We start from the raw sequence: 26,984 nt of genomic DNA, 5'->3' as shown, positions 1-26,984 counted from the left end.
GTCGAACGGCAAATGCAGCAACTTGGTTCTGACTATCTGACACCGATTCTTGATTAAAATGGCACCATAACCCCATCATGTTTTAAGGGTTCTGCCCCCTTTTAAATGCTAGAATCACGCCTTATTCCGTTTAGGTTTTACTTTAAAGGCAGGCTATGACCGTTCTTCTGATGACCCCTCCAATGACACAGTTAAATACACCGTATCCAGCGACGGCGTATTTAACGGGTTTTTTACGCTCTCGGGGCTATGAAGCGGTGCAGCGTGACCCTGCCATTGAGCTTTTTCTTGAGATGATGACAGCGCCCGCGCTGGACATTATTCGTCAGCATGTGGAAGACAATTTCGAGTCGTTTGAAGACGATGAACTGCCCGATGTAATCTACACCTTTATGGCGGAATTTGACCGTTATCGCCTTGCTGTGGAACCGGTCATCCGTTTTTTACAGGGCAAAGACCCAAGCCTTGCCCTGCGCATTGTGTCCCGTCGTTTTTTACCAGAAGGCCCCGCCTTTGACGCGATTGCTCAAATGGAAGCGGTGTCGGGCGATATTCTTAAAACCGCCTTTGGCAGTTTGGGGTTACAGGATAAAGCCAAGTATTTGGCGACGCTGTTCATCAATGATTTGTCTGCGGTGATTACCCAAGGCGTTGACCCATATTTTGAAGTCAGCCGTTACGGCGAGCGCCTTGCGGCGGCGAATCCAAGCTTCGACAGCCTTTATGAAACGGTCATGGGCGAGCCCAGTTTCAGCTCCGAGATTCTAGAGCAATTGGTCGAAATGTATCTGGAAGAAACGCAACCCAGCGTGGTGGCGTTAACCGTTCCCTTCCCCGGCAATATGTTGGGCGCACTGCGCATTGCGCAAACCTGCAAAGCGATTAATCCTGATATTCCGATCGTCATGGGCGGCGGTTTTGTGAACACCGAACTGCGCGCGCTGAAAGACCCACGCGTGTTTGAATTCATCGATTTTATCTGTCTCGACGACGGCGAACGCCCTTTTATGACCTTGCTGGAATACTTTGACGGCAAGCGTGACATAGACGATTTGGTGCGCACCTACTTCCTCGCGGAAAACGACAACGGCGAGCAATACGTTCATTACAATGAAAACGCCGAGCTGCACGATATCCCTCAAACCGATGTGGGCACACCGATCTACGACGGCTTGCCATTAACAGAATATTTGTCTTTGTGCGAAATGCTCAATCCGATGCACCGCATTTGGAGCGATGGCCGCTGGAACAAACTGACCATCGCTCACGGTTGTTACTGGCGTAAATGCAGCTTTTGCGATGTCACGCTGGATTATATCGACCGTTACGATGCCGCTGGTGCGGACATTTTGGTCGATCGGATTGAAGAATTGATCGAAGAAACCGGGCAAACCGGTTTCCATTTTGTCGACGAAGCCGCGCCACCAAAAGCCTTGTTTGCACTAGCAAGACGCTTGATCGAGCGCGGCGTGGTGATCAGTTGGTGGGGCAATATTCGCTTTGAAAAAACCTTTACGCCAGAACGTTGCCAGTTACTGGCCGATTCCGGTTGTGTCGCGGTCAGCGGCGGGCTTGAAGTCGCGTCCGACCGATTGCTCAAACTGATGAAAAAAGGCGTGAGCGTCGAGCAAGTCGCGCGCGTCACCAAGGCCTTCAGCGAGGCCGATATTTTGGTTCATGCGTATTTGATGTATGGCTTCCCGACGCAAACCGAACAAGAAACCATCGACGCGTTGGAAATGGTTCGTCAGATGATGGCACAAGGCTGTTTCCAATCCGCGTTCTGGCATCGCTTTGCGGCCACTGCGCACAGCCCGATTGGCATTAACCCTGAAGAGTTTGGCATCACGCTCGCCGAACGGCCTGATATTTTATTCGCTGAGAACGATGTGGATTTCACCGATCCAACGGGCACAAATCACGAAATGCTCGGCGAAGGCCTGCGTAAAGCACTCTACAATTACATGCACGGCATCGGCTATGATCAGTCAATGGACTTCTGGTTTGAACTCCCAGTGAAGCGCACCTTAGTAAAAAAAGACCTAATATCAAACGCCATTCACAATTTAATCGTCAGCAGCTAAGCGGCGGCTGACAAGGATATTTGTTCGGGTATTAATGGCAAAAAAGGTGTGCTTTTTAAACACGTCCATTTTCTCCTGTTATTTCTTATGTTTATAATTCCGTTTCTGAAAACAATAAGGAACCCAGTCTAATGAAGATTCTGCCTTCGCTCCTTCCCGTTATGTTGCTTTCTGCTTTTTCGACGAACAGCAATGCAGCGGATTGTGGTTCATTCTCGATCGCTGACATGAACTGGAATTCCGCCAGCTTAATCGCCCATGTCGATCAATTCATTCTGAACAATGGCTACCAGTGCGATGCCGAGTTGATCCCTGGTGATAGCGTGCCGACGGGCATATCCATGATTGAAAAAGGCAAACCGGACGTCGCGCCCGAGCTTTGGACAAATAGCATCAAAGACGCCTTGGACAAAGGTGTGGCAGACAAGCGTCTTCGTTATGCGGGAAAATCCTTGGTGGATGGCGGCGAAGAAGGGTTTTGGGTGCCGGCGTATTTGGTTAAACAATACCCAGAAATGGCGACCATTGAAGGCGTGATCAAACATGCCGAGTTGTTTATCAACCCTGAAAGCGATACTAAGCACGCCTTTTACGGCTGCCCTGCAGGATGGACCTGCCAAATTACAGCGCAGCATCTTTTTAACGCGCTGAAGCTAGACGAACAGGGTTTTGAAATGATCGACCCTGGTTCTGGCGCTGGGTTAGCCGGTACGCTGTCGAAAGCGTACGATCGGCATAAAGCGTGGTTTGGTTATTACTGGTCACCAACGCCAGTACTGGGTAAATATGAGATGGTGAAAGTCGACTTTGGCACCGGTGCCGACGTAGACGAATACCGTAGCTGCACCACGCAACCAGACTGTGCATCGCCAAAAGTCACCATGTATCCGCCTTCACCCGTGCATACGATTACGACGGAATCCTTTGCTCAGCGTGAACCACAAGCATTTAATTACTTTGCAAAACGCGGTTTTACCAATCAACAGATGAGTGCGTTATTGGCGTGGATGGAAGACAATCAAGCCGACGGCGAAACAGCCATGTACCATTTTTTAGAAGCATATCCTGATACGTGGAAAGCCTGGGTTTCGAACGACGTTGCCGAGAAAATACAAAAAGCACTCTAATACAGAAACCAGAGCTTAATCCTTCATTGAGCTCTGGTTTTTCACGTCATACTTCCTTCAACAAAATCCTTTAGCCAGGCCCTTTCAACAACACGCCAATAAAATCATTCAAATGATAACGATTATCGATATAATCAAACTCTTTTATACAACACCTTTTAGCCGGAAATACAGAAGTCAGAATCAAGCTAAAAATTAGGGAGCGCGAGAGCCAATGACGTTACAAATGGACAGCACCGACATTTCAAAACAAAGTAGCTCAAAATGGCGAGACAGCCACAGCCATTATGGCCGCATAAGCCGTATGCTTCATTGGTTTACCGCCGTCCTCGTCATATTCCAAATCGTTATTGTGGTTCTCTGGCAAAACACAGGCAAAAATGCCGTGACCTTATTTTTGGAAAGCATTGGACCACACGGATCCTTAGGTTTTCTGATTCTGATCGTCACTGCCATTCGCGTCGGCTGGGCTTGGATAAACCGAAAGCAGCGACCACCTCAAGCACAAGGGTTAGGCGGGGTACTAGCACGCCTCATGCACAGGACTTTTTATGTGTTATTACTTTGGTTACCGGCTTTTGCGCTTCTACGTCAATATGGTGAAGGCCATGAAATACGCTTGTACAGCATGACCATTATTCCCGAAGCAGAACGTCATATTGGCTGGATAGTAGCGCCTGCGGAGCTTTTACACGGCTACCTTTCATGGTTGCTGTGTGGGTTAGTCGTTGGTCACATCGCCATGGCACTGATCCACCGCTTTTGGTTTAAGGATAAAATACTGGCGCGTATGGCGGGGTAAATGTGGCAGAAATGCCATAAGACTGAGCCTTGCTTGCCGAGGCTTACAGAAGCAACGACAGATGGAAAATTACGTCGTAACCCTTGATCTAACGCAGTCTTATTCAACACCGTCTATGCCACTATAGATAAAAGTATGTATTGCGCATTCTGTTATCAATGAAGGGAGACTGTGATGAATAAGAAAACCATTTCTAAATTCGATATTTCAGCGACGGCACCAGAAGGGTTTGAACACGAGCCCGATGCAACGCGAGATTATTGGCATCATCAAGCCAAAAACACCCTTCCCCCTTATGATTTCATTGCGCCTTACGCTCGCCATACCAGCTTGCCAACACCCGGCGTGACGCATCGCAAAGCATGGATTATTGGCGGCGGTATTGGCGGTCTTGCGGCGGCGTTTTATCTGATTCGTGACGCGCACATGCCTGCCGAAAACATCACCATTTTGGAAGAAATGGACTTAGAAGGCGGCTCCATGGATGGCTCTGGCAATCCGGAAGAAGGTTACATCATTCGCGGCGGCCGTGAGATGAACTGGAATTACGACACTTTGTGGGACCTGTTTCAAGATGTTCCGGCGGTGGAATTGCCAGAAGGGTATTCTGTGCTGGATGAATATCGACTCATTAACGACAACGATCCGAATTATTCCAAAGCTCGCTTAATGCACAAATGTGGCGAATTGTTGGACGCCAACGATTTCGGCCTAAACAAATCTCAGCAATGGGAATTGATCCGCCTGATGCTAAAACGCAAAGAGGATTTGGACGATATCAGCATTGAGGCGTATTTCAGCAATGGCTTCTTAGAAAGCCATTTCTGGTTTCTGTTTCGCTCTATGTTTGCTTTTAAAAATTGCCACAGTCTGCTGGAAACCAAGCTCTATTTGCATCGTTTTCTGGATTCCATTGATGGCTTTGGTGACTTGTCTGCCTTGGTTTTTCCTAAATACAATCAATACGATACCTTCATCAAACCCTTGGCAAACTTACTGCGCGAGAAAGGGGTGACCTTTCAGTTCGGGACTCGCGTTCACGACCTTGATATCAATTTTTCTGGCGATAAAAAAACCGTCATCGGCATTCACGCCAAGGTGACAAAAGACGGCATAGAAGACGCCAAGCACATCCCTGTCGGGCTGGGTGATTTGGTGTTTGCTCTAACCGGTTCAATGACCGAAAACACCGCTTATGGCGACATGAACGACGTGCCTACACTGAACTGTGACAAGCACGATCCTGACGAAAACAGCGGCTGGACCTTGTGGAAAAATCTGGCAAAAAAATCGCCGGTGTTTGGCAAACCTGAAAAATTTTATGGCGATGTGGATAAATCCATCTGGGAATCCGCCACGCTGACCTGCAAACCCTCTCCGCTGACCGACAAACTGAAAACCTTGTCCGTGAACGACCCATCTTCTGGTCGCTCTGTCACGGGCGGCATCGTCACCATTACGGATTCTAACTGGTTATTGAGTGTGACTTGTAACCGTCAGCCGCATTTCCCTGACCAACCAGACGACACCTTGGTACTTTGGGTTTACGGCTTGTTGATGGACAAACCAGGCAACCGCATTCAAAAAACCATGGCGCAATGTACCGGCAAAGAGATTGTCACCGAGCTGTGTTACCACCTTGGCATTGAAGATCAGTTGGATGAGATTCTTGCGAACACCAAAGTTCGCCTTGCGCTCATGCCGTATATCACCGCGCAGTTTATGACAAGGGCCGCGGGCGATCGACCAAATGCGGTGCCAGAAGGTTGCACCAACTTAGGCTTAATTGGTCAGTTCGTGGAAACCCGCAACGACATTATTTTCACCATGGAAGCGTCCATTCGTACCGCTCGAATCGGTGTTTATAAACTGCTAAACATTCCTAAACAAGTGCCGGATATTAGCCCAACACAATACGATATTCGCAACTTAATCAAAGGCGCCCGAGCGCTCAACAGCGGCAAGCCATTTCTCGGCGAACGCTTGTTGCACCGTTTGCTCGACAAAACCTACTTCGCGCACATATTGCCGCCACTTCCTGAACCAGAGGAAACCAAGCAATCTCGATTCGAAGAAGAAATGCACGAGCTGCTCGGCAAAGGCAATGACGTTATGCATAAATTCGGAGACTGGATAAGCGCGCTTAGAGAGAGTTTTTCCAAGCGAGAATAACGCGCCTAATGACAGTAAACACAGAGCAAAGCGGCGTTCTCAATGTAAATTGTACTGTGGTACAAGAACGCTGGACTGCTGAGCAAGTTTATTTTCTGGTGACTTCTAAAGTGGAGTAGAGCCGATTTTCGCGCTCTTGAACTGGATTAAATAAAAATAAACACAAGATGGAGTTTGTTATGAAAGCAGCTGTAGCCAGTAAATTTGGTGCCATTCTAAAAATCGAAGACGTCGCCAAACCTAAGATAGAACCACATCAAATCCTTGTCCGAATACGCGCCTGTGGTGTGTGTCATACCGATTTACACGCTTGTCATGGTGATTGGCCTGTTAAACCAACGCTGCCCTTTATTCCCGGTCACGAAGGCGTGGGGGAAATCGTTGAAGTAGGCAGTGCGGTGAAACATCTTAGCTTGGGTGACCGTGTTGGTATTCCTTGGCTGTACAGCGCCTGTGGGCATTGTGAATACTGTTTAACCGGCAACGAAAATCTATGCTTATCGCAACAAAATGCAGGGTATTCGGTCGATGGTGGCTACGCAGAATATTGCGCTGCCCACGCCGAATATGTGGTCAAGGTGCCGGAAGGACTAAGCTATGTCGACGCCGCACCGCTGTTTTGTGCTGGCGTTACCACTTATAAAGCGCTGAAGGTTTCTGGTGCAAAACCCGGTGATTGGGTCGCGCTGTTTGGCGTGGGTGGGCTTGGTCATTTAGCGGTGCAATACGCCGTTGCCATGGGCTTTCGTGTGGTTGCAGTAGACACTGGCGCCGCGAAGCGAGAGCTTGCCATGTCCCTTGGTGCTGAGTATTTCTTTGACTTTAAAACCGACGAAGTCGTCGAGGAAATCCTTGCAAAAACCAATGGCGTTCACGCGACCGTATGTACTGCCGTGAGCAAAGCAGGCTTTAGACAAAGTTACGATGTGGTTCGCCGTGGCGGAAAATGCGTGTTGGTTGGCTTACCGCCAGAAGATATGCCATTGCCTATCTTCAATACTGTGTTGAATGGCGTTAGCGTCGTCGGCTCGATTGTCGGTACGCGTAAAGACTTGGAAGAATGTTTGGAATTCGCCGCACGCGGCAAAGTGAAAGCCATCATTTCTGAAAAATCGTTAGACGACATTAATGACATTTTTGAAGACATGGAAAAAGGTGAAATCACCGGTCGTATTGTGATGTCGCTTTAACCTTGTCCGTCGACTCTAGCAGGGTTGCTCAATGCTAGATTAGGCACAAAAAAAGAGCCCTTTATACAATATAAAGGGCTCTCTCTATTCTATTCACTCAGTTTTAACGACGCATTAGGCTTGGCGTTTTTCTAAGTGCAACTCACCCAGTTCACCCGCTTTCGGATCGTTGTATGTTTCTTCGTTCAACTGACCTTCGCTTTTCGCAACAACGATAGACACCACCGCATCACCAGACACGTTTACTGCCGTACGGATCATGTCTAACAAACGGTCAACACCAAGGATTAAGCCAATGCCTTCGATTGGTAAGCCAACTTGTGCAAACACCATCGACAACATGATAAGACCCACGCCCGGTACACCAGCGGTACCGATAGACGCCAATACAGACATCAAGATAACCGTTAGGTAACCCATCATGCCAAGGTCAACATTGTAGATGTTCGCGATAAAGACCGTCGCCACACCTTGCATGATTGCTGTGCCGTCCATGTTGATCGTCGCGCCAAACGGTACGGTGAAAGAAGCAACGGAGTTTTTCACGCCCATTCTTTCTGTTACGGCACGCAAGGTCACAGGAATCGTAGCATTTGAGCTAGACGTACTGAAAGCAAACACTTGCGTGTTACGCATTTTCTTGATGAACGTCAGAGGATTCAAACCAGATAACAACTTCAGAACAATCTGTAGCGTCACAAACAAATGGAACATCAACACGCCGATCAAGACCAACACATAACCCAATAGCTGAGCCAAAAGGTCCATACCAAGGTTCGCAATGGCTTTTGCGATCAAACAAAACACGGCGTAAGGCGCAACGGCCATGATCACGTTGACCATTTTCATCATGATTTCGTTCAGTGCTTCAATGAAGCTGCTGACTGAGTCGGCTTTTTTGCCAACCATCAAGATGCTAATACCGAAAATAATTGAGAAGAAAATAACCGGCAGCATTTCGCCTTTGGCCATCGCACTAATCGGATTCGAAGGAATCAGATTAATAATGACAGAAGAAAGCGGTGGCGCTTCTTTACCAGAAAAATTCGTATTCGCGACAGCGTTCATACCTTCGCCAATGCCAAGGCCAGACGCAATAAGCAGAGCCGTAGCGATCGCAATGGCCGTTGTCATTAGATACAAGCCAAAGGCTTTCGTACCAATGCGGCCAAGTAATTTGATATCACCAATGCCGCATACGCCGCATACCAGCGAGAAGAATACTAACGGCACAACCAGCATTTTCAGTGCGTTAACAAACATGGAACCAACAATATGAAACAAGCCGTTGGTCAAATAACTGTTCGCCCATGATCCAGGCGCATTTAATCCCGTTAAATTAATGAATAATCCAACGCAGATACCGAGAGCCATCCCTAGCAGTACTTTAACGGTTACATTCATAACACTCTCTCTAATTTTCGTTCGTCATATTGATTTTTAATGCCAGCTTGGCGCCGACCCAAAAAATAAAGTGCAGCATCATACAGGCCATCCAGCGCGATAAGAACCTCTTTTTTACCGCATGCTGAAATCAAAACACTGATGTCACAAGCATTACAGGCAATCGCTTTCCCTAAAAGCGAAAAAATGATGTCTATAAAAGCGTAGCATAGGCCTTCGTATTCCACAGAAGTGAATGGGTAAAAATGAACGGGTTGAACCAAGCGCACTTGCATCGTTGCTTTGTTGATGTAAAACACTTTATTTAGATTAGAATGCGTACCTAGACGAAAAAACCAATAACAAAAAAGCAAATTGATCCACTACAGGACGATAAGCGGAGTCGAAATGTCATTGAAAAAACTGGAAAAACTCTCGCAGGCAGCCAACACCTACAAAGCCATTTTAAACGCGATGGAAGAATGGGTCGTGATTGTCGACCATCAAGCCAAAATCTTTTTTATCAACCGACCTTACGCGCGTTTTCTTGGCGTAAAAGCGGAAGATGTAAAAGGCAAAAAAGTCACCGACGTGATTGAAAACACCAGAATGCACATTACCGTGCAAACGGGCCAAGCTGAGCGATTGTCTTTTCAAAAAATTCTTGGCAGTAACATGATTGCCAGCCGTTTTCCTATCATTGATCAAGGCGATGTCATTGGTGCCGTAGGCACGGTGATTTTTCATGACACGCATGAATGGAAACAAATCAACAGCCACATTAAAGCCCTGCTCGCCGAACAAGATTTTCAATATCAAAAAAGCCGAGCCTCAAGCAAGGTCAACACAGGCGCGAGTTTTCACCTCAATGACATCATTGGTGACAGTCAGGCCATCAAATCCTTAAGCGCCAAAGTCACGCAAGTGGCATCCGGCGACGTGACCGTGTTAATTCGCGGCGAATCGGGCACCGGCAAAGAATTGTATGCACATGCCATCCACCAGCTGTCCGATCGTGCTGAGTTTCCCTTCATTAAAGTGAACTGCGCGGCCATTCCCGAAAATTTATTAGAAAGTGAATTGTTCGGTTACGAAGAAGGCGCGTTTACGGGGGCCAAAAAAGGCGGCAAGCCAGGTAAATTTCAACTCGCCAATGGCGGCACCTTGTTTCTCGACGAGATCGGCGATTTACCACTGCTAATGCAAGCCAAACTGCTGCGTGTGTTGCAAGATAGAGAAGTCGAATCCGTTGGTGGCACGCAATCCACGCCGTTAAACATTCGGCTGATTACCGCCACGCATCGTCCATTAGAAAGCCTGATAGAAAGCGGCGTCTTCCGAGAAGACCTTTATTATCGTATTAACGTGGTGGCGATTGACTTGCCTCCGCTGCGAGAGCGTCGCGAAGACATTGCGAAACTGGCCGATTTTTTCCTGCAAAAACTGTCGAGAAGAACCGGCCGACGAGCACCGAAGCTCACCGTTCAAGCGTTGACCGCCATGTTAGCGTATAACTGGCCAGGTAATATTCGCGAGCTCGAAAATGTCATGGAAGCGGCGTTTTACACCAGCCATGATCGGAAAATCCCACTGTCATTATTGCCCGCGCAACTGTCCCAAACCGAGCACAACACACCCGAGAATCAGGCGTCACAAGGAATCATTCAATCCACAGGCAGCTTAAAAGACCAGCTGAACCAAGCAGAGAAAAACATCATTAACGCCGCCCTAATTGAATGTGACGATAACCGCACCAAAGCCGCCAAAAAATTGGGCATCAGCAAATCCACTTTTTACGAAAAGCTCGATAAACACGGCATATGATCCGATTAATCGGACGATGTCTATTTTTCCGGACGAATCTTGAGCAGAAAGCACTTTAATTAGACCAAAAGCGTCCGATTTTTCGGAGTATCACGATATTTATGAGCATCAAAAAACACAAACATACTCTAACCATATGAAAAATAAACACTTTATTAAGATGGCACTTTTCTTGATTTAGCATTCTGCAGCACCATAGCATTCTATGGCGTGCACGGAACACATTACCGCTTTCCACGGTTTGAAAAGAACACACAATAAAAATAATAGGATTGAAAACATGAAAAATGCTTTGATAACAGCTACTTGCTTAACCACGTTAAGCTTCGCAATGCCGTCTTATGCCGACTTCGACAAAGTCCGTTGGCAAGTCCCTATGGCCTTCTCGTCCTCTTTAACGGCACTTGGTGACACCATGCCTGAAGTGTCTAAAATGCTCAGTGATGCCAGTGGCAAGAAAGTAAAGCTGCAAGTCTTTGAACCCGGTTCACTGGTGCCCGCGTTGAGTATTTTCGACAACGTCAGCTCTGGTAATGTCTCGGCGGGTTATTCTTGGATGGGTTATGAGTGGGGACAAATTCCTGCGGCGGCCTTATTTGGCGCCACACCATTCGGACTTGAGTCCAATGAATTCACGGCGTGGATGTATTTCCATGACGGCGATAAAATGCTGAAAGAGCTGTTCAAGCCTTACGATGTTTATCCTATTCTGTGTGGCACCATCAGCCCAGAAGCCGCGGGCTGGTTCCGTAAAGAGATCAAATCTGTTGATGATCTAAACGGCCTTAAATTCCGCGCGGCGGGTCTTGGCGGTGAAATCATGTCTGAATTTGGCATGTCGATTAACGTTTTTCCAGGTGGCGAGCTTTATCAAGCGCTCGAAACCGGCGTATTGGATGGCACGGAGTTTTCCATTCCAACCGTGGATGAGCAACTTGGTTTTTATCAAGTCGCCAAGCACTATTACCTTCCGGGCTGGCACCAGCCTTCCACGAACCAGTTCCTTTACATCAACCTAAAAGACTGGAATAAGCTCAATAAACAAACGCAATCTTTGATCGAAAACACCTGTGTGGCCGCCAATACAATGTCATTGGCCAAGTCAGAAGCGCTACAAGGCGGCATATTGACTAAGTTCAAAGAAAAAGGCGTCGAGCTTCACCAGTATTCACCAGAAATCCTCAGCGCCTTCCAAGACGCTACGGATGAAGTGATGGCGCGTCATTCTGCTGACAATGCGGAATTCGCCAAAATTTATTCCTCTATGAAAGCCTTCCAGAAAGAACACAGCACGTGGAAGAAATTCGGCTATTTGCCTCGCGATTGGAACACAAAATAACTCTATTTGAGCTCTGTTAAGTGAGTCGGCATCACACGATGCCGACGTTTTTCACTGGATGCACACCGTCCGGAATCAAAGGAGAAATACATGTCCGATCCATCAACTGAATTAAATTTAGCTGAAATCGAGGCGAAATTATCGCATTCCAATATCAACCAGCTGCCTCACACGCCAGTCTCCCAATGGCTTGAAAATGTCATCGAAAAAATGGGGCAATACGTTTCTTGGATTTGGTTGGTGCTGATGCTCTTAATCGTGAGCAATGCCTTGATGCGTTATTTTTTCAATACCACCTTTGTGGCGTTGGAAGAATTGCAGTGGCACCTGTATGCGGTTGGCTTCATGTTGGGGCTGTCTTACTGCTTTATCCACGACGGTCACGTTCGTGTTGATGCGCTGGCGGAACATTGGTCGATGAAAAAACGCGTGTGGATCGAAATCTTTGGTATCTCGCTCCTACTGTTACCTTTTTGTTTTGTGATGTTTAACTATGCCCTTCCTTTTGTTGAGCGATCTTATCGAATGAACGAAGTCTCGCCGTCATTTGATGGTTTGCCTTTCCGCTGGATTCTCAAGTCATTCATTTTAATCGCACTGGCGTTGTTGGTCATGGCGGCCACATCTCGTTGGCTTCGCTGTGTCGCTTTTCTACGTGGCGTTTCTATTCATCAAAGCCACACGAAAGGCTAGTTTCAAGGGAAGTTTATGTTCGAAACATATGAATTATTAGTCATTGCCATGCTTGGCAGTTTCATCTTATTGATTTTTTCAGGGTTTCCTGTCGCGTGGGTGCTTGCTGGTTTGGCGATTATCTTCAGCGTTGTTGGCGTGTTGTCCTCCCAACTTTTGGATTGGGACACCTACTATATGAACGATTGGCGCATTTACGGCACCATCATCCAACGAATATACGCTCAAATGAGCAACTGGGTGCTCGTCGCCTTACCCATGTTTATTTTTATGGGACTGATGCTAGAACGCTCCGGCGTGGCTGAGCGCCTGATGGTGAACTTTGTTAATTTGTTTGGTCGATTCCGAGGCGGACTCGGCGTGGCTGTTATCTTGATCGGCATCTTATTTGCGGCGTCAACAGGCATCGTGGGCGCGTCGGTTGTGCTACTGGCAATGTTGTCTATGCCGGTTATGTTAGAGCAAAAATATTCGCCTTCGTTTGCCAGCGGTATTGTGGCGTCATCCGGCACCTTGGGCATTTTGATTCCGCCAAGCATCATGCTGATTATTATGGCGGATCAGCTGTCGCTGTCTGTGGGTAGCTTATTCATGGGCGCGCTGATTCCCGGTTTGTTACTGGGCGGTTTGTACATTGTGTATGTCATTCTGTCGGCCATTTTTAATCCTAAAGTTTGCCAACCACCGCTGAATTTACCGCCTGTTACGATGGGGTTAATCTGGTCAACATTAAAAGCCGTTTTCCCTCCGCTTGCGCTTATTTTGTCTGTATTGGGTTCTATCTTCATGGGGATTGTTTCGCCAACGGAAGCCGCCGGTGTTGGGGCATTTGGTGCCACCATTCTGGCCATTTTAAACAAACGCTTCAATATGAAAATGTTGGCTGAAGTGTGCCGAAAAACCACCATTACGACGTCGTTTGTTTTTGGCATTTTCTTAGGCGCGACAGCCTTCGCCGTGGTGTTACGAACGCTGGGTGGCGATGAATTCATCAGTGATTTGTTGCAAGGCATTCCCTTGTCGCCTGCGGGCATCGTGGTGGTTATTTTGCTCATCGCCTTTGTGGCTGGTTTCTTCTTAGACTGGCTAGAAATCAGCTTGATTTTACTCCCGCTCGTCGGGCCTGTCGTGGTCGCGTTAGAGTTCAATTTGGTGTGGTTTGTAGTGCTTTTTGCTTTGGCACTACAAACCTCTTTTTTAACACCGCCCGTTGGCTTTTCGCTCTTCTATTTAAAAGGCGTTGCACCGCCTGGAGTGACCACATTACACATCTATAAAGGCGTTATTCCTTTCGTACTTCTGCAATTACTGGCCGTGCTTCTGGTGTTTTTATTCCCAGATCTCGTGTTGTGGTTGCCCGAAGTGATTTACGGTTAACCCGTTTGCTTTCCTGTTTGGAGAATAAAAATGAACAATAAAACAGTATTAATTACGGGTGCAGCGAGTGGAATCGGTTTGGAAATTGCTCAGGCGTTTCTGAAAGCGGACATGAACGTCGCCATTTTGGATTTCAGCCAAACAGCGATAGAAGAGGCAAAAACACAGTTGGCGGCATTCCACCAGCAGTGCGCCTTTTTCGCCTGCGATGTGACCAACGAACCACAATTTATGGACGCGATGGATGCTGCCATTGTGCAATTTGGCCACATCGACATTCTGATCAATAACGCGGGGGTTCAACATATCGCGCCGATAGAAGAGTTCCCTTCCGATACTTACCGTCGATTAATCGACATTATGTTGATCGCGCCCTTTTTGGCGATCAAAAAAATCCTGCCTTTGATGAAAGAAAAAGGCGATGGGCGAATCATTAACATGGCGTCGATTAATGGCTTAATCGGCTTTGCAGGCAAAGCCGGCTACAACTCCGCCAAGCATGGCGTGATTGGCCTAACAAAAGTGGCAGCGCTGGAAGCCGCGCCTTTTGGTGTGACCATCAATGCGTTGTGTCCCGGTTATGTGGACACGCCCTTGGTGAGAAATCAGCTGGAGGATTTGGCAAAAACGCGCAATGTGTCGCTTGATCGTGTGTTGGAAGAGGTCATTTGGCCTCTGGTACCACAGCGCCGCTTACTCTCTGTCGATGAAATTTCGGACTATTGTTTGTTTCTCACCAGTCCATCGGCAAAAGGCGTAACGGGGCAAGCTATCGTGATTGATGGGGGTTATACCGCGCAATAAAAGCCAAACGCAACCTCTGGTTACTAACGCTAGAAATCTTCATCAAATGGCCTTAATGTATGACATTAACGGCCATTTTTATTGCGCGTAATCAACATGAAACGTATCAACATGAAAATGGTTTAACGGGACTTTTTCCTTCTAATAATAAAAGCCGCTTCAGGAGCGTAACACTATGATTCATATCCACACGGGTTCTTGCCTATGCGGTACGGTTAAATTTGAGCTGGAAGGCGAGTTTAAAAAATTCTTCTTGTGCCATTGCAGCCGTTGCCGTAAATCATCTGGCTCGGCCCATTGCGCAAATCTATTCGCTCCGGGCGCGCAATTAACCTGGCTGAAAGGGGAAGATAAACTCAGTTTCTATCGTCATGAAGACACCCATTTTGCTCGTATGTTTTGCTCGGTATGTGGTTCCAATGTTCCGATCGATGCCAAATCTCGAGGCTTGGTTGTTGTGCCAGCCGGTTGTTTGGATACAAACGTCGACATCGCGCCACAAGCGCATATATTCATCAACAGCAAAAGCAACTGGGATGAGGATCTAGCCAGCGTGCCTGCATTTGAAGGCATGCCTAGCTCGTAACCATGATTTGGCAGAAGCGCATCGAAATGCGCGTCTGCCGATCTTCATAACCGATCTTTATCCTGTTGATACACCAAGACTTGTTCAAGCGTGATCGGCTTGGAAAAATAAAACCCTTGTAGATAATCACAGCCGTATTCAAGTAATAAATTCAACTGCGCTTCTGTTTCCACACCTTCCGCAATGACGGCCATGTCTAACTTATGCGCCATGGAAATAATCGCCTCACACAGTGAAACCGAAGACACTTCATCGTCCAGTTTCTGCACAAAGCTTTTATCAATTTTCAAATAATCAATGTCATAATTCATGATGTAAGCGAGGGACGAATAGCCCGTACCAAAATCATCCAGCGCGACCTCAATGCCTTTTTCACGAAAGCCAAGCAGAGTTTTCCGAGTCTCGTCATCGAGACTCATTAGTGTGTGTTCGGTGATTTCCACCACCAAACCATTCTTTCGCGTCTCGTCATCACTCGGCGCCAATAATCCGCTGAGTAACTCTCTCGTTTTTCCATGGTGATTGGATAATTGCACTGGCGACACATTGACGCTAATTTGAATGTCGTCACCATAAACAGCGCGCACTTGCTGTAAGGCGCGTTTGGCTTCTTGAATCACCCACGCGCCAATCTCGACAATGTCGCCCGATTCCTCGGCAAATGGGATGAATTGATCAGGTGGAATAGAGCCTTTTAAGGGGTGGCGCCAACGAATGAGTGCCTCGAATTTGGTCACAATGCCTTGCTTATTTAAGATCGGTTGGTACACCAAATGGAATTCGTCGTTACAAATAGCGTGACGTAGATCTTTAATCAGTGCCAATTTATTTAACAGCGCGTCTTTCAATTCTTTATTGAATCGACGCACCGTGTGTCGGCCAGATTTTTTTGCGTGATACATGGCTTGATCAACCGCGCCCAACAATTCTCTGCTGTTCTTGCCATCTTCTGGAAACAATGCAACACCAACGCTCGCAGACATTATTACCTCACCAAAGGACAAGAAAAAAGGCTGTTTTATTAAACGTATGAGGTCGTCACTCAGTAACGCAATATGATGAGAGGAAGAGTGCGTATCACCCAATAACAGCATAAATTCATCGCCACCGACTCGGGCAATAAAGCGCGCTTGAGGGACACCATTAACAAGACGTTTCGCCATCAGCTTGAGTACATTGTCGCCTCTTTGATGACCGCGTGTGTCATTAATTTCTTTAAAATTATCTAAATCAATCAAATAGATACTGAGTTTTTGGTTATTATCGCTGGCCAACATCAGCGCATCAGACAACGCCCTGTTAAACGCATCGCGATTGGGTATTTCCGTTAAGCTGTCCGTTTGAGCTTGTCGTCTAATTTTTTCTTCGGCTTGAGATTTACGCTCGGCCATGTCGATAAAACAATCTTGTAAATCGTCCATTTCCCTAACGCCAGTCGGCTTAGCGGCCAGAATTTGCTCGTTTTTCCCTAATCGCAGCGCAAGGTCAGAGAGCATGCTCAATGGCTTCGAAATAGCTCGGAAAAAGAACAACCTCAGCAATACAAAGATCACGGTCACTATTACCGAAAAAGACAGCGCAATAAAAGTATAATGGTCATCGACTTTTGAGAGCGCTTCATCCACCGCCACGCCAGTCAAGAAAGTAAGCTGTATACGTCCATCCGCATCCAACACGTCATATTGACTAAAAACACGATTCGCCCCATCGGAATCTGACCAAATCACATCAAAATGGTCTGGGCGCTTGTACGTCGTATTTTTAGGGTAACTCGCAACCGCGACGCCCTGTCCATCCAACACAAACGACACACTGTTGTCTGGTAAATTACTGTTGCTGAGCAGCACCCCCCACCAATCCAGAGAAATCACCGCTACCGCAGCGCCCACCACATTATTTGAATCTGTGCCGTCAAACACCGGGTACGCAAAATTAATGGTCAAACGGTCCGTCGCACGGTCTTTTTGAACACCACTGTTTGAAAAGCGATGTTGGCTGAGTGCTTCCGCAATATAGGGTCTATCGCTCACATTAACAGGTTGACTGAGGGCCGTTCCGTTGCACGTTAAAATGCCTTTTTCATTGGGCACACCAACGTTCACATAATGGTGAAAAAGAGGCGTTATCTCACTAACAAAACGACGACACGCTTCTGAATTGGGTTGTTGAATATGGTTGATAGAGGAAAGGGACGATAAAAATTCTTTGGTATATTCCACCAAATAGTGCTGATTTTCCGCCGCTTGATTAGACACAAGTTGCGCGGACCTTAAGAGCTCTTGCTCTACAATTCCTCGACTATAATCAAAGCTCAGGTAAACCAGAAAATAAAACGGCGCCATGATCATAAAAGAAAAAAAGTACAGCCGGCTTTTTAGTGTGGTTAGCATTGTAGGCGTTATTCCTTGCTCTTCCTAAGCGTTCGCCACATACAGACTTTTATTGCTTTAAATTGGCTTAGATGTTTTTACGGTATGTATTAAAACTAGCATAGGTTTAATAAATGGCATCAGTTTTGTCATTATTCGCAAGCCGCCACCTGTAAAAAAACCAATCCTTAGCACGGAGGAAAAAAAGCGAAATAGAATGTAAATCATTTACATTTTTATTGCTTACTGATTCGCCCTCTTAGTATCTTGACCCTCTTTATGAATGACGGAGTCTAAAATGACCTTTCTCAAAAAAACACACTGGTTACGCATGAGTCTTTTGCCATTGGTGCTATTGACCGCAGCTTGCAGCGCACCACAAGCCGAAAAAGACGCCGGTCAACGGTCACCACTTGATGGAGGAACACCTTCCATGCCAATGATGGACAAAAGCCAAGATGAGCCATTGCAGTCGATGATTAAGAACGTCAAACCGGCTTTTCAGTCATTCGTTTATAAAGACGAACAAACAGGGCTTTCCGTTCCTTACAATCTCTACATCCCCAAACAATCGATAGACAAAACCCCCTTACCACTGGTGTTGTTTATTGCCGACGCCAGTGTCGTTGGTAAAGACGTGACGGCCCCTTTAGTGCAAGGTTACGGCGGTATGATTTGGGCCACCGCTGCCTCCCAGCTGAAAAATCCAAGCTTTGTCTTAGTACCGCAATTTCAAACGGTTATCTTGGACGATCACGGCAGCTACACAACATCGGACTATATTGAGCTGACGGCTCGCATGACAAAATATGTGAGTCAGCAATATAACATTGACCAACATCGACTTTACGCGACAGGCCAATCCATGGGCGCCATGACATTGATGTTGCTTAGCGCAAAGCACCCCGATTTGTTTGCGGCTCAAATGTTTGTCGCAGGCCAATGGGATATCAACGAACTCAGCGCACTCAAAGATCAAACCTTCTTTTATCTAGTCAGTGCAGGCGACCCTAAAGCGTCCGCAGGACAAACGGAGCTTTATGATGCCTTAACCCAGCAAGGCACGACGATCAGCACCGCCATATGGAATGCACGTTGGGATGAATCTCAACTCACCCGCGCCATCAACGCCTTGGTGGAAAAAGGGAATCGTTTAAACTTTGTCACCTTTGAAAAAGGCACCACACTGCCCGCCGGCACAACAGCCGATTCGCCAGCGGGTGAACACATGTATACCTTTGATGCCGCGTATAAAATCGATGCGGTGCGCCATTGGCTCTTTCAACAGCACAAAGAATAATGACTCAATAAAACGTGGGGGGAAGAAAGGGTCGGCCAACAACGAGCGTGTTGGCCGGTGGGTATTAAAGCTGGCTTAATCGCTGCGCCGCGTCTAACAAGGTGCTTTCTTCTTTGGCAAAACACAGACGAATCACCCGCTGATTTTCAGGCGGCTGCTGATAAAACACACTCACGGGAATCGCCGCCACGCCAACGTGATCCACCAGCCATTCACAAAATGCCACGTCGTCCAAATCACTTATGTCGCTGTAATCCAGTAATTGGAAATACGTGCCTTCACAAGGCAACAAGGTAAAACGGCTATTGCCCAACGCCTTTCTGAGCACATCACGTTTTTGACGATAAAACGTCGCCAAGTGGGCGCTTTCCTCTGGCAGCTCAAGAAGGTGTTCCGCCAGCGCTTGCTGTAGAGGTGTCGCCGTGCAGAAAGTCACAAATTGATGCACCTTGCGAAGCTCGGCGGTTAATGCAACAGGCGCCACCACGTAACCGACTTTCCAGCCGGTAAGATGAAAACTTTTCCCAAACGACGAGACAACAAAACTTCGTGCCGCAAGCTCAGCGTGTTTGTGAACACTGACTGCAGATTCGCCATAGTGAATAAATTCGTACACTTCATCGGACAAGACATAAATGTCACGACTCGCAATAGCTTGCCATAAAGATTCGAGATCTTCCGCCAACCAACAGCTTCCCGTTGGGTTGTGCGGCGTGTTGATCAACACCAAGCGCGTCTTGTCTGTTAGCAAGGCTTCAAACGCGTGCCAATCTGGGCGAAAGTCTGGTGCCATCAAGGTCACACGCTTGCAGATACCGCCCGCCAAGGTGACAGCGGGTTCGTACAAGTCGTAGGCAGGATCAAACAAGATCACTTCATCGTCCTGATGTACCACCGCCGTAATCGCATCAAAAATGGCTTCTGACGCGCCACTGGTAATGGTGATTTCATCCAATGCGCTGACTGTTCGGTCATAATGGCGCTCGATCAAATTCGCGACAGCGTCGCGTAATATTGGCAACCCCGTCATCGGTGAATATTGATTGTTGCCCGTTAAAATCGCCTGTGATGCGCGCTGCAGTAGTCTCGCATCGGGTGGGAAATCGGGAAAACCTTGCGACAAATTAATCGCGCCTTTTTCCGCCGCCAACGCCGACATTTTAGTAAAAATGGTGGTGCCGACAGACGGCAGTTTTGAAACAACATGAGAAGCAATGGTCACGTTAAGTTTGCCCTAAACAAAAATGATTACCGCCAAGTTAAAAGACTTTAGCCTCAGCCGTCAATGATCTTCGGGAGGCATTTTGATCATTCGGTCACTCACAAACAAAAACGCCAAGGCAATGGCCTTGGCGTTTTTAAATCGTTGGGTTTCTATGAAGGATTACGCCGTCATAAAGGGGTAGTCTGTGTAACCTTCTGCGCCCGGTGTGTAGAAAGTGTCGGAGTTTGGTTGGTTCAACTCGGCGCCTTTTTTCACACGCTCAACAAAGTCAGGATTCGCCAAAATACCGGTACCAAATGCCACGCTGTCGGCTTGGCCGTTGGCAATGACTTGGTTCGCTTCTTCTGGGCCGTAACCCATATTAACCATCAAATGACCTTGGTAGGCTTCGCGAGCCACGCTGACCACGTCCGCTTGCTGAATGCCAAAAAAGTCGGCGCGCATTAAATGAACGTATGCCAAATCGAAACGGTTTAACTGTTCCGCTAAGAAACGTGTCCACGCGATTGGGTCGCTGTCTTTCATGCTTTGGAAGCTGTTTAAAGGAGAAAGGCGCAAGCCGACGCGGCCGCTGCCAAATACGCTGGTTACGGCGTCAATCACTTCAAATAGAAAACGTGAGCGGTTTTCGAAAGAACCGCCGTATTCATCTGTGCGTTGGTTCGCGCTGTCACGTAGGAATTGGTCAATCAAGTAACCATTCGCACCATGAATTTCAACGCCATCAAAGCCCGCCGCTTTGGCGTTGATCGCGCCTTGGCGGAAGTCGTTAACGATGCTTTTGATTTCGTCGACCGTCAATGCACGCGGCACGGTGTACGGTTTTTTGCCTTCTGGTGTGTGCGTTTCGCCATCAATCGCAATCGCGCTCGGCGCCACGGCCTCTTTACCGCCATTCAACAATGGATGCGCTGCTCGGCCACCGTGCCAAATTTGCATGAAGATACGACCATCGGCTTTATGAACCGCGTCTGTCGTGAGTTTCCAGCCTTCAATTTGATCTTGTGAATAAATGCCCGGATCATCACCAAAAGACGACGTGCCTTCTGTGACCATGGTGCATTCCGTGATCAACAACCCTGTGCTGGCACGTTGAGAGTAATATTCAGCCATCAAGGCATTCGGTAAATGACCCGGTGCGCGGGTGCGTGTTAGTGGCGCCATAACAAAACGATTTGGTAACTCGACATCGCCTACTTTCACAGGGCTGAAAAGCGTTTTTTCTGCGTTTGACATTGTTTACTCCGGTATAAGTTTCAATCTTGAATTCAAGGATAGTCTCTACATAAGGCTGTCTGTGAAAAATACAATCGCTTGCACTTTCTTTACTGAGTTTCGCGACATTACACTACGATAAAATACCTTTTTCAGCGCTTGCAGGTCACCCATGCAAGGACTATATTGCGAGCATCAAGACGCGATTCTTCTCGTCTTTTCTTTGGCCCTATTAAGCGCATTCTGCGTGAGGGATTTCAGTACGATGACATCAGATTCCACGAAAGCAATCGCTCCATTCGGCACCTTCTTAGGCATGGCGCCAGGTGACGTTCCTGTTTACTCTTCCGATTACGATTCCGCCGATGACAATGAACTGCCTAATCGTCATGCGTATCGCAGTTACGTGGATGGCATTTTCATGGGCTACAAATGGCAATGCGTGGAATTTGCTCGTCGCTGGCTGTACATCAACAAGGGTTACATTTTTGATGACGTCGCCATGGCGTACGATATTTTCCGCCTGACATCGGCGCGCCAAATATCAGACGAAAGTCGCTTGCCATTAAAATCCTTTCGCAATGGTTCTTTGCGCCACCCTGAAGTCGGCTCGCTGCTGATTTGGAACGAAGGTGGGGAATTCGAAATCACCGGCCACGTGGCCATTGTGACCAAGGTGCTGCCTGATCGCTTATTTTTGATCGAGCAAAACGTCGGCCATTTTGTTTGGCCAGAAGGGCAAGACTATTCCCGTGAACTGGAAGCTCGCATCAGCGACGACGGCGGTTATTGGTTAAGCTGTTCTTATGGCGATGCGTCGGTACTGGGTTGGGTCATTCAAACCGACAATGACGAACACGCCGAAATCATCGAGCCAGACGACCCAGAACTGTTCAATATGCAGCTGCGCCATGCACCCAAAAAAAATCAATCGGCTCGGGCGTGGTTAAACGTCGCCAACCCTGCCGAAGAAGCGTTTGTCGCCATGATGGGCGGACACAAACTCGCCAGCCGCATTGAAGACGACCATAAATACATGGTCATGACCGACACGGCAGAACGGGAATTAAAACGCGCCACGAACGAACTTCACGCATTGTTTATGCACGCCACAGACTATGTTTTACAAAACGAAGAACTCTTGTCTGGTTTTAATATTCCGCCTGCTTTATGGCCAAAAATCCACCAGTCTTGGAACAATCGCCGCAACCAAATGATCACGGGGCGCTTTGACTTCAGTTTATCGTCCAAAGGCATCAAGGTGTATGAATACAATTGCGATTCCGCGTCCTGCTATATGGAAGCGGGCATCGTACAAGAAAAATGGGCCAAGCATTACGGCGCCAACGAAGGCGAAAGTTCTGCCACCGAACTGGTCGAAGAACTGATCGAAGCGTGGAAAAACAGCGATGTAAAAGGCGTGATTCACATCATGCAGGACACCGATTTAGAAGAAAGCTACCACGCACTCTTTATGAAGCGAACCATGGAAAAAGCCGGTTTGAATTGTAAGGTGATCAAAGGCGTTGCCAACTTACGCTGGGACGAAGACGGCGATGTGGTCGATGCCGATGGCGTCAAAATTCGCTGGGTCTGGAAAACATGGGCATGGGAAACCGCCTTAGACCAAATTCGCGCCGAATGTGACGACGATGAACAACGTCTTCGGGAATACCAAACCGATGCGCCGCGCCAAAGTGCGCCGCGTTTAGTGGATGTTTTGTTGCGTAAAGACGTTATGGTATATGAACCACTTTGGACGCTTATTCCGAGCAATAAAGCGATTTTACCTGTTTTATGGATGCTTTTCCCGGATCATCCTTATTTGTTGGAATCGTCTTTTGAACTCAGCGACTCGCTCAAAACCAATGGTTATGTGAGCAAACCAATTGCAGGACGCTGTGGCTTTAACATCAGCGTATTCGATGGCAAAGATTCCTTGATGGAAGAAACGGATGGCCGTTTTGCTCATCAAGATCAAATATTCCAAGCGCTGTGGAAACTGCCCGACATTGGAGGGTATCGCTCACAGGTGTGTACTTTTTCCGGCGCGGGTCATTATGCTGGCAGTTGCTTACGCGTTGACCCAACACTGGTCATCACTAAAGACAGTGACCTCATGACCTTACGCGTGATAGAAAGCGATTCCCAAGTCGCTAAAACCTAAGCGTTCAGGGTTGTCTTTTTTCGCTTAACAACCGATTTTTTCATTCGCCTTCTGCTTCAGAAGGCGTTTTTTTTGCACGCTTTTCCTTTCCTCTCCACGTTGTCATTTCGACATTCCACGATTATTTCTTGACTCCTATTCTGGCACGATCTAGATTTAAAAAAACAAATATAACACGTGTAACATTTTATTATGACAACCAGAATGATCCATCAAACCGAGGAGACTCGGGAAAAAATCATCCGCATTGCGGAAGGCCTGTTTATCGCCAATGGCTTTGCGGATACGCAAATGAAAGACATTGCGGTCGCCATCGACATGAGCCGAAACACGCTCTATCGCTACTATCAAGACAAATACGACTTAGGTTTTGCTATTCTTGTGGTCACGCTTAAGCGCAAAGTCAGCCTCTATGATCGTATTATGGAGGACATAGAAAAGCACCAATTCCCAACCGTTCGAGAAGGCGTTTCCGTTTTACTCAACGCGTATGCAGACATCAAATACCAAGCAGATGACCGATTTATCGCGGAGTTCGATGGCTATTATGCCGGCGCCCGAATTCCCACTGAATTTCGTGACGAACTGACCAAAGTACTGCCAACCAACATCACCCAACGCCTTATTAACATTATCTTGCAAGGACAAAGCGATGGCAGCATTCGCCCAGACCTTCTTGCCGAACACCTAGCCGTGACGCTGTTTAACGCCGTGCCGACCTTTTTTCGACGAATGTTGCTTCGTCAAAATGCCCTGATGGAAATTGAAAGTGACGCCATTCCATTACTCACACCTGTGCTGATACAACTGCTGATCGATGGAATGAAACCCGTAAAATAATCATTGATAAAGGATGAAAACAATGACAATTCAAGACATTCTTAGCGCGCTTACGCTAGAAGAAAAAGCCCGACTCTGTACGGGAAAAGACTTCTGGAACCTGCACGGTATCGAGCGCTTAAACTTACCGTCGATCATGGTGACAGATGGTCCTCATGGTTTACGCAAGCAAGCGGGCGAAGGCGATCATGTCGGTTTAAATGCCGCGGTGAAAGCCACGTGTTTCCCAACCGCGTCGGGGTTGGCGGCGTCTTGGAATGTCGAGTTGATTGAGAAAATGGGCATCGCGCTTGGCAAAGAATGCCGCGCCGAGAACGTCTCGGTGTTACTCGGCCCAGGCGTCAATATTAAGCGAAATCCATTGGGTGGTCGTAATTTCGAGTATTTCTCGGAAGACCCATTACTCGCCGGCGATATCGCCACAGCATGGATCAAGGGAGTGCAAAGCCAAGGCGTTGGCACCAGTCTAAAACACTATGCAGTAAACAATCACGAACATTGCCGCATGACAGTAGATGCCATTGTGGACCAACGAACCTTGCGTGAAATCTATTTACCCGCTTTTGAAAAAGCCGTTACCACCACGCAACCTTGGTCAGTCATGTGTTCTTACAACAAGGTGAATGGCACGTACGCCGCAGAACACAAACAACTTTTGGACGATATTCTAGTCAATGACTGGGGGTTTGAAGGCATTGTGGTAACCGATTGGGGTGCGAACAACGATCGCGTAGAAGGCATTAAAAATGGTCAACATTTGGAAATGCCAAGCTCGGGTGAACTCAATACCAAGAAAATCATCGCCGCCGTTGAGAGTGGTCAACTATCTATGCAAACACTGGATAAATCCGTCGCGCGCGTGCTGACGCTCATCCTGAAATCCCAAGCCTCATTAGAAAGCGACAAAGTGCACGTTGACCTTAGCGAACACCATGAACTGGCCGCACAAATCGCTCAAGAAACCTGCGTACTGCTCAAAAACGAAGGTCTGTTGCCTGTTGCTTCTGGACAAAAAATCGCTGTGATTGGCGCGCTGGCCAACAGCACCCGTTACCAAGGCGCCGGCAGCTCTAAAATCAATCCATTCAAGCTCGAACAACCCTTGGACGAAATCAAAAAAATCTTCGGTGCCGACAACGTTAGTTACGCCGAAGGGTATCATCTTGACGATGTCGAAGACGCTGCGGCGCAAGCCAATGCCGTCGTTTTAGCAGAGCACGCTGACGTCGTGATTCTGTTCGCTGGGCTGACGCCAAAATACGAGTCAGAAGGGTTTGATCGTGCACATTTAAATTTGCCACAAGTGCAACTCGATTTGATCACCGCATTAGAAAACCAACTGCACAAAACCGTGGTTGTCCTGCAAAATGGCGCCCCCGTTGTACTGCCATTTGTTGACCACGTTCCCGCGATTTTGGAAGCCTATTTGGGCGGCCAAGCCGGGGCCTCTGCTATTGCCAAAGTACTGTCAGGTCAAGTCAATCCCAGCGGAAAATTAGCAGAAACCTTTCCGTTGCATCTAGACGATGTGCCCAGCCAGCCTTATTTTCCGGGCACCACAAAACAAGTGCAATATCGAGAAGCCATTTGGGTTGGTTATCGTTATTTTGATACCACGAAAACCAAGACCCTTTTCCCATTCGGCCATGGTTTGTCTTACACCACATTTGATTATTCAAACGTGCGTTTAACGGCCAATTCATTCCATGACAACAATCTAACATTGAGCCACAACGACACGCTAAAGGTTACGGTAACCATAACAAACACGGGTGACCGAGCTGGTGCGGACGTCGTGCAATGTTACGTTGGCCAAAAAACACCGTCTCAACCTCGTCCAGAAAAAGAGCTCAAAGCCTTTACTAAAGTCTTCCTTGAGGCAGGCGAAAGCAAAGACATTGAGCTTGAGCTTCACTACCGTTCGTTTGCTTATTGGAATACAGGGTTAGAAAAATGGGTGGCTGATAATGACAATTACCGCGTGCACCTTGGCGCATCGGTGGCTGATATTCGATACATTACTGAGTTTACACTGCAAACAGACACCCCGTTAACACCGCCCAATCCTGCGTTACAGGCGTATTTCAAACCAGCGGATCGTGACTTCCATGATGATGCCTTCACCGCATTATTGGGTTATGACATTCCTCCGCCAACGCCACTGCGCCCTTACCATATGAACTCTACCGTGGGTGACATCGCCGAAACCGAACTGGGTAAACCTTTGTTTGACGCCATGTTGGGCATGTTTACTGAGATGATGGGCGGCGATGCCAATGACTCTGCCGCTGAAGCAGACCGTTTAATGGCAGAAGCTATGGTCGTTGATATGCCACTTCGAAATTTGCCAGTGTTTAATGCTCACCAATATTCCGAAGCACAAATAGCACAACTTATAAGCACATTAAATGGTGCTCAGTCCGAAGAAAATAACATGGCGTAATGCCTAGAAAACCCACAGGACGACACCCTCGTCTTGTGGGTTAT

The 26,984-nt window shown here is 47.5% G+C and carries 19 protein-coding genes; 15 read left to right on the top strand and 4 right to left on the bottom strand.

Translation table 11 applies throughout. The features are described from left to right. Positions 1–182: 182 nt before the first annotated feature. The 5 genes from D104_RS30560 (at position 183) to adhP (ending at position 7,375) form a co-directional block, all read left to right on the top strand. Positions 183–2,084, top strand: a complete 1,902-nt coding sequence (locus D104_RS30560) for a B12-binding domain-containing radical SAM protein (protein ID WP_235075930.1) — start codon at positions 183–185, stop codon at positions 2,082–2,084. Positions 2,085–2,215: 131 nt separating this feature from the next. Further along, entirely contained in the window at positions 2,216–3,211 is a 996-nt protein-coding gene (locus tag D104_RS30555) for an ABC transporter substrate-binding protein (RefSeq protein ID WP_024024461.1), read from the top strand. 214 nt (positions 3,212–3,425) lie between these two features. Further along, positions 3,426–4,013 (top strand): cytochrome b, encoded by a 588-nt coding sequence (locus tag D104_RS30550; RefSeq protein ID WP_024024460.1) that lies wholly within the window; start codon positions 3,426–3,428, stop codon positions 4,011–4,013. 174 nt (positions 4,014–4,187) lie between these two features. Next, positions 4,188–6,185: an oleate hydratase gene (locus D104_RS30545; RefSeq protein ID WP_024024459.1), complete on the top strand. Its 1,998-nt coding sequence runs from the start codon at positions 4,188–4,190 to the stop codon at positions 6,183–6,185. Positions 6,186–6,364: 179 nt separating this feature from the next. Next, positions 6,365–7,375: an alcohol dehydrogenase AdhP gene (adhP, locus tag D104_RS30540; protein ID WP_024024458.1), complete on the top strand. Its 1,011-nt coding sequence runs from the start codon at positions 6,365–6,367 to the stop codon at positions 7,373–7,375. Between the two features lie 114 nt (positions 7,376–7,489). Here adhP and D104_RS30535 read toward each other — a convergent pair whose 3' ends face one another. Then, a complete protein-coding gene (locus tag D104_RS30535; protein ID WP_024024457.1) occupies positions 7,490–8,779 on the bottom strand; it encodes a dicarboxylate/amino acid:cation symporter in 1,290 nt (429 codons plus the stop codon). A gap of 387 nt (positions 8,780–9,166) precedes the next feature. Between D104_RS30535 and D104_RS30525 the strand changes: the two genes are divergently transcribed. From D104_RS30525 to D104_RS30500, 6 genes are all read left to right on the top strand, one after another. Then, positions 9,167–10,582, top strand: coding sequence for a sigma-54 interaction domain-containing protein (locus tag D104_RS30525; protein WP_024024455.1), 1,416 nt, complete (start codon positions 9,167–9,169; stop codon positions 10,580–10,582). Positions 10,583–10,862: 280 nt separating this feature from the next. Continuing rightward, the gene (locus D104_RS30520) at positions 10,863–11,921 is read left to right on the top strand and encodes a TRAP transporter substrate-binding protein (RefSeq protein WP_024024454.1); all 1,059 of its coding nucleotides are present in this window, start codon (positions 10,863–10,865) and stop codon (positions 11,919–11,921) included. 90 nt (positions 11,922–12,011) lie between these two features. Next, on the top strand, positions 12,012–12,614 hold the full coding sequence (locus D104_RS30515) for a TRAP transporter small permease subunit (protein WP_024024453.1): 603 nt from the start codon (positions 12,012–12,014) through the stop codon (positions 12,612–12,614). 15 nt (positions 12,615–12,629) lie between these two features. Then, on the top strand, positions 12,630–13,991 hold the full coding sequence (locus tag D104_RS30510) for a TRAP transporter large permease (RefSeq protein ID WP_024024452.1): 1,362 nt from the start codon (positions 12,630–12,632) through the stop codon (positions 13,989–13,991). Between the two features lie 30 nt (positions 13,992–14,021). Beyond that, complete coding sequence (locus tag D104_RS30505; protein WP_024024451.1) at positions 14,022–14,795, top strand: 3-hydroxybutyrate dehydrogenase; 774 nt, start codon at positions 14,022–14,024, stop codon at positions 14,793–14,795. 175 nt (positions 14,796–14,970) lie between these two features. Next, positions 14,971–15,381, top strand: coding sequence for a GFA family protein (locus D104_RS30500; protein ID WP_024024450.1), 411 nt, complete (start codon positions 14,971–14,973; stop codon positions 15,379–15,381). Between the two features lie 44 nt (positions 15,382–15,425). On the opposite strand, the gene D104_RS37035 is transcribed toward D104_RS30500, so the two are convergent. After that, the gene (locus D104_RS37035; protein ID WP_024024449.1) at positions 15,426–17,771 is read right to left on the bottom strand and encodes a bifunctional diguanylate cyclase/phosphodiesterase; all 2,346 of its coding nucleotides are present in this window, start codon (positions 17,769–17,771) and stop codon (positions 15,426–15,428) included. A gap of 277 nt (positions 17,772–18,048) precedes the next feature. Between D104_RS37035 and D104_RS30495 the strand changes: the two genes are divergently transcribed. Beyond that, a complete protein-coding gene (locus tag D104_RS30495) occupies positions 18,049–19,050 on the top strand; it encodes a carboxylesterase family protein (protein ID WP_024024448.1) in 1,002 nt (333 codons plus the stop codon). A 64-nt stretch (positions 19,051–19,114) separates the two neighbouring features. Here D104_RS30495 and D104_RS30490 read toward each other — a convergent pair whose 3' ends face one another. Both D104_RS30490 and D104_RS30485 read right to left on the bottom strand, forming a co-directional pair. After that, on the bottom strand, positions 19,115–20,272 hold the full coding sequence (locus D104_RS30490) for a methionine aminotransferase (protein ID WP_024024447.1): 1,158 nt from the start codon (positions 20,270–20,272) through the stop codon (positions 19,115–19,117). A 162-nt stretch (positions 20,273–20,434) separates the two neighbouring features. Further along, positions 20,435–21,511: an alkene reductase gene (locus tag D104_RS30485; protein WP_024024446.1), complete on the bottom strand. Its 1,077-nt coding sequence runs from the start codon at positions 21,509–21,511 to the stop codon at positions 20,435–20,437. Positions 21,512–21,755: 244 nt separating this feature from the next. Here D104_RS30485 and gss point away from each other — a divergent pair, with 244 nt between their 5' ends. The 3 genes from gss (at position 21,756) to D104_RS30470 (ending at position 26,940) form a co-directional block, all read left to right on the top strand. After that, positions 21,756–23,657: a bifunctional glutathionylspermidine amidase/synthase gene (gene gss, locus D104_RS30480; RefSeq protein ID WP_024024445.1), complete on the top strand. Its 1,902-nt coding sequence runs from the start codon at positions 21,756–21,758 to the stop codon at positions 23,655–23,657. A 204-nt stretch (positions 23,658–23,861) separates the two neighbouring features. Continuing rightward, a complete protein-coding gene (locus D104_RS30475) occupies positions 23,862–24,497 on the top strand; it encodes a TetR/AcrR family transcriptional regulator (protein ID WP_235075929.1) in 636 nt (211 codons plus the stop codon). Between the two features lie 22 nt (positions 24,498–24,519). After that, positions 24,520–26,940 (top strand): glycoside hydrolase family 3 C-terminal domain-containing protein, encoded by a 2,421-nt coding sequence (locus D104_RS30470; RefSeq protein ID WP_024024443.1) that lies wholly within the window; start codon positions 24,520–24,522, stop codon positions 26,938–26,940. The last annotated feature ends 44 nt before the right edge of the window (positions 26,941–26,984 follow it).

The organism is Marinomonas profundimaris (assembly GCF_000508165.1).
Lineage (GTDB): Bacteria > Pseudomonadota > Gammaproteobacteria > Pseudomonadales > Marinomonadaceae > Marinomonas > Marinomonas profundimaris.
The sequence above is the reverse complement of the archived record's forward strand: the minus strand, read 5'-3'. Positions and strand labels throughout refer to the sequence as shown.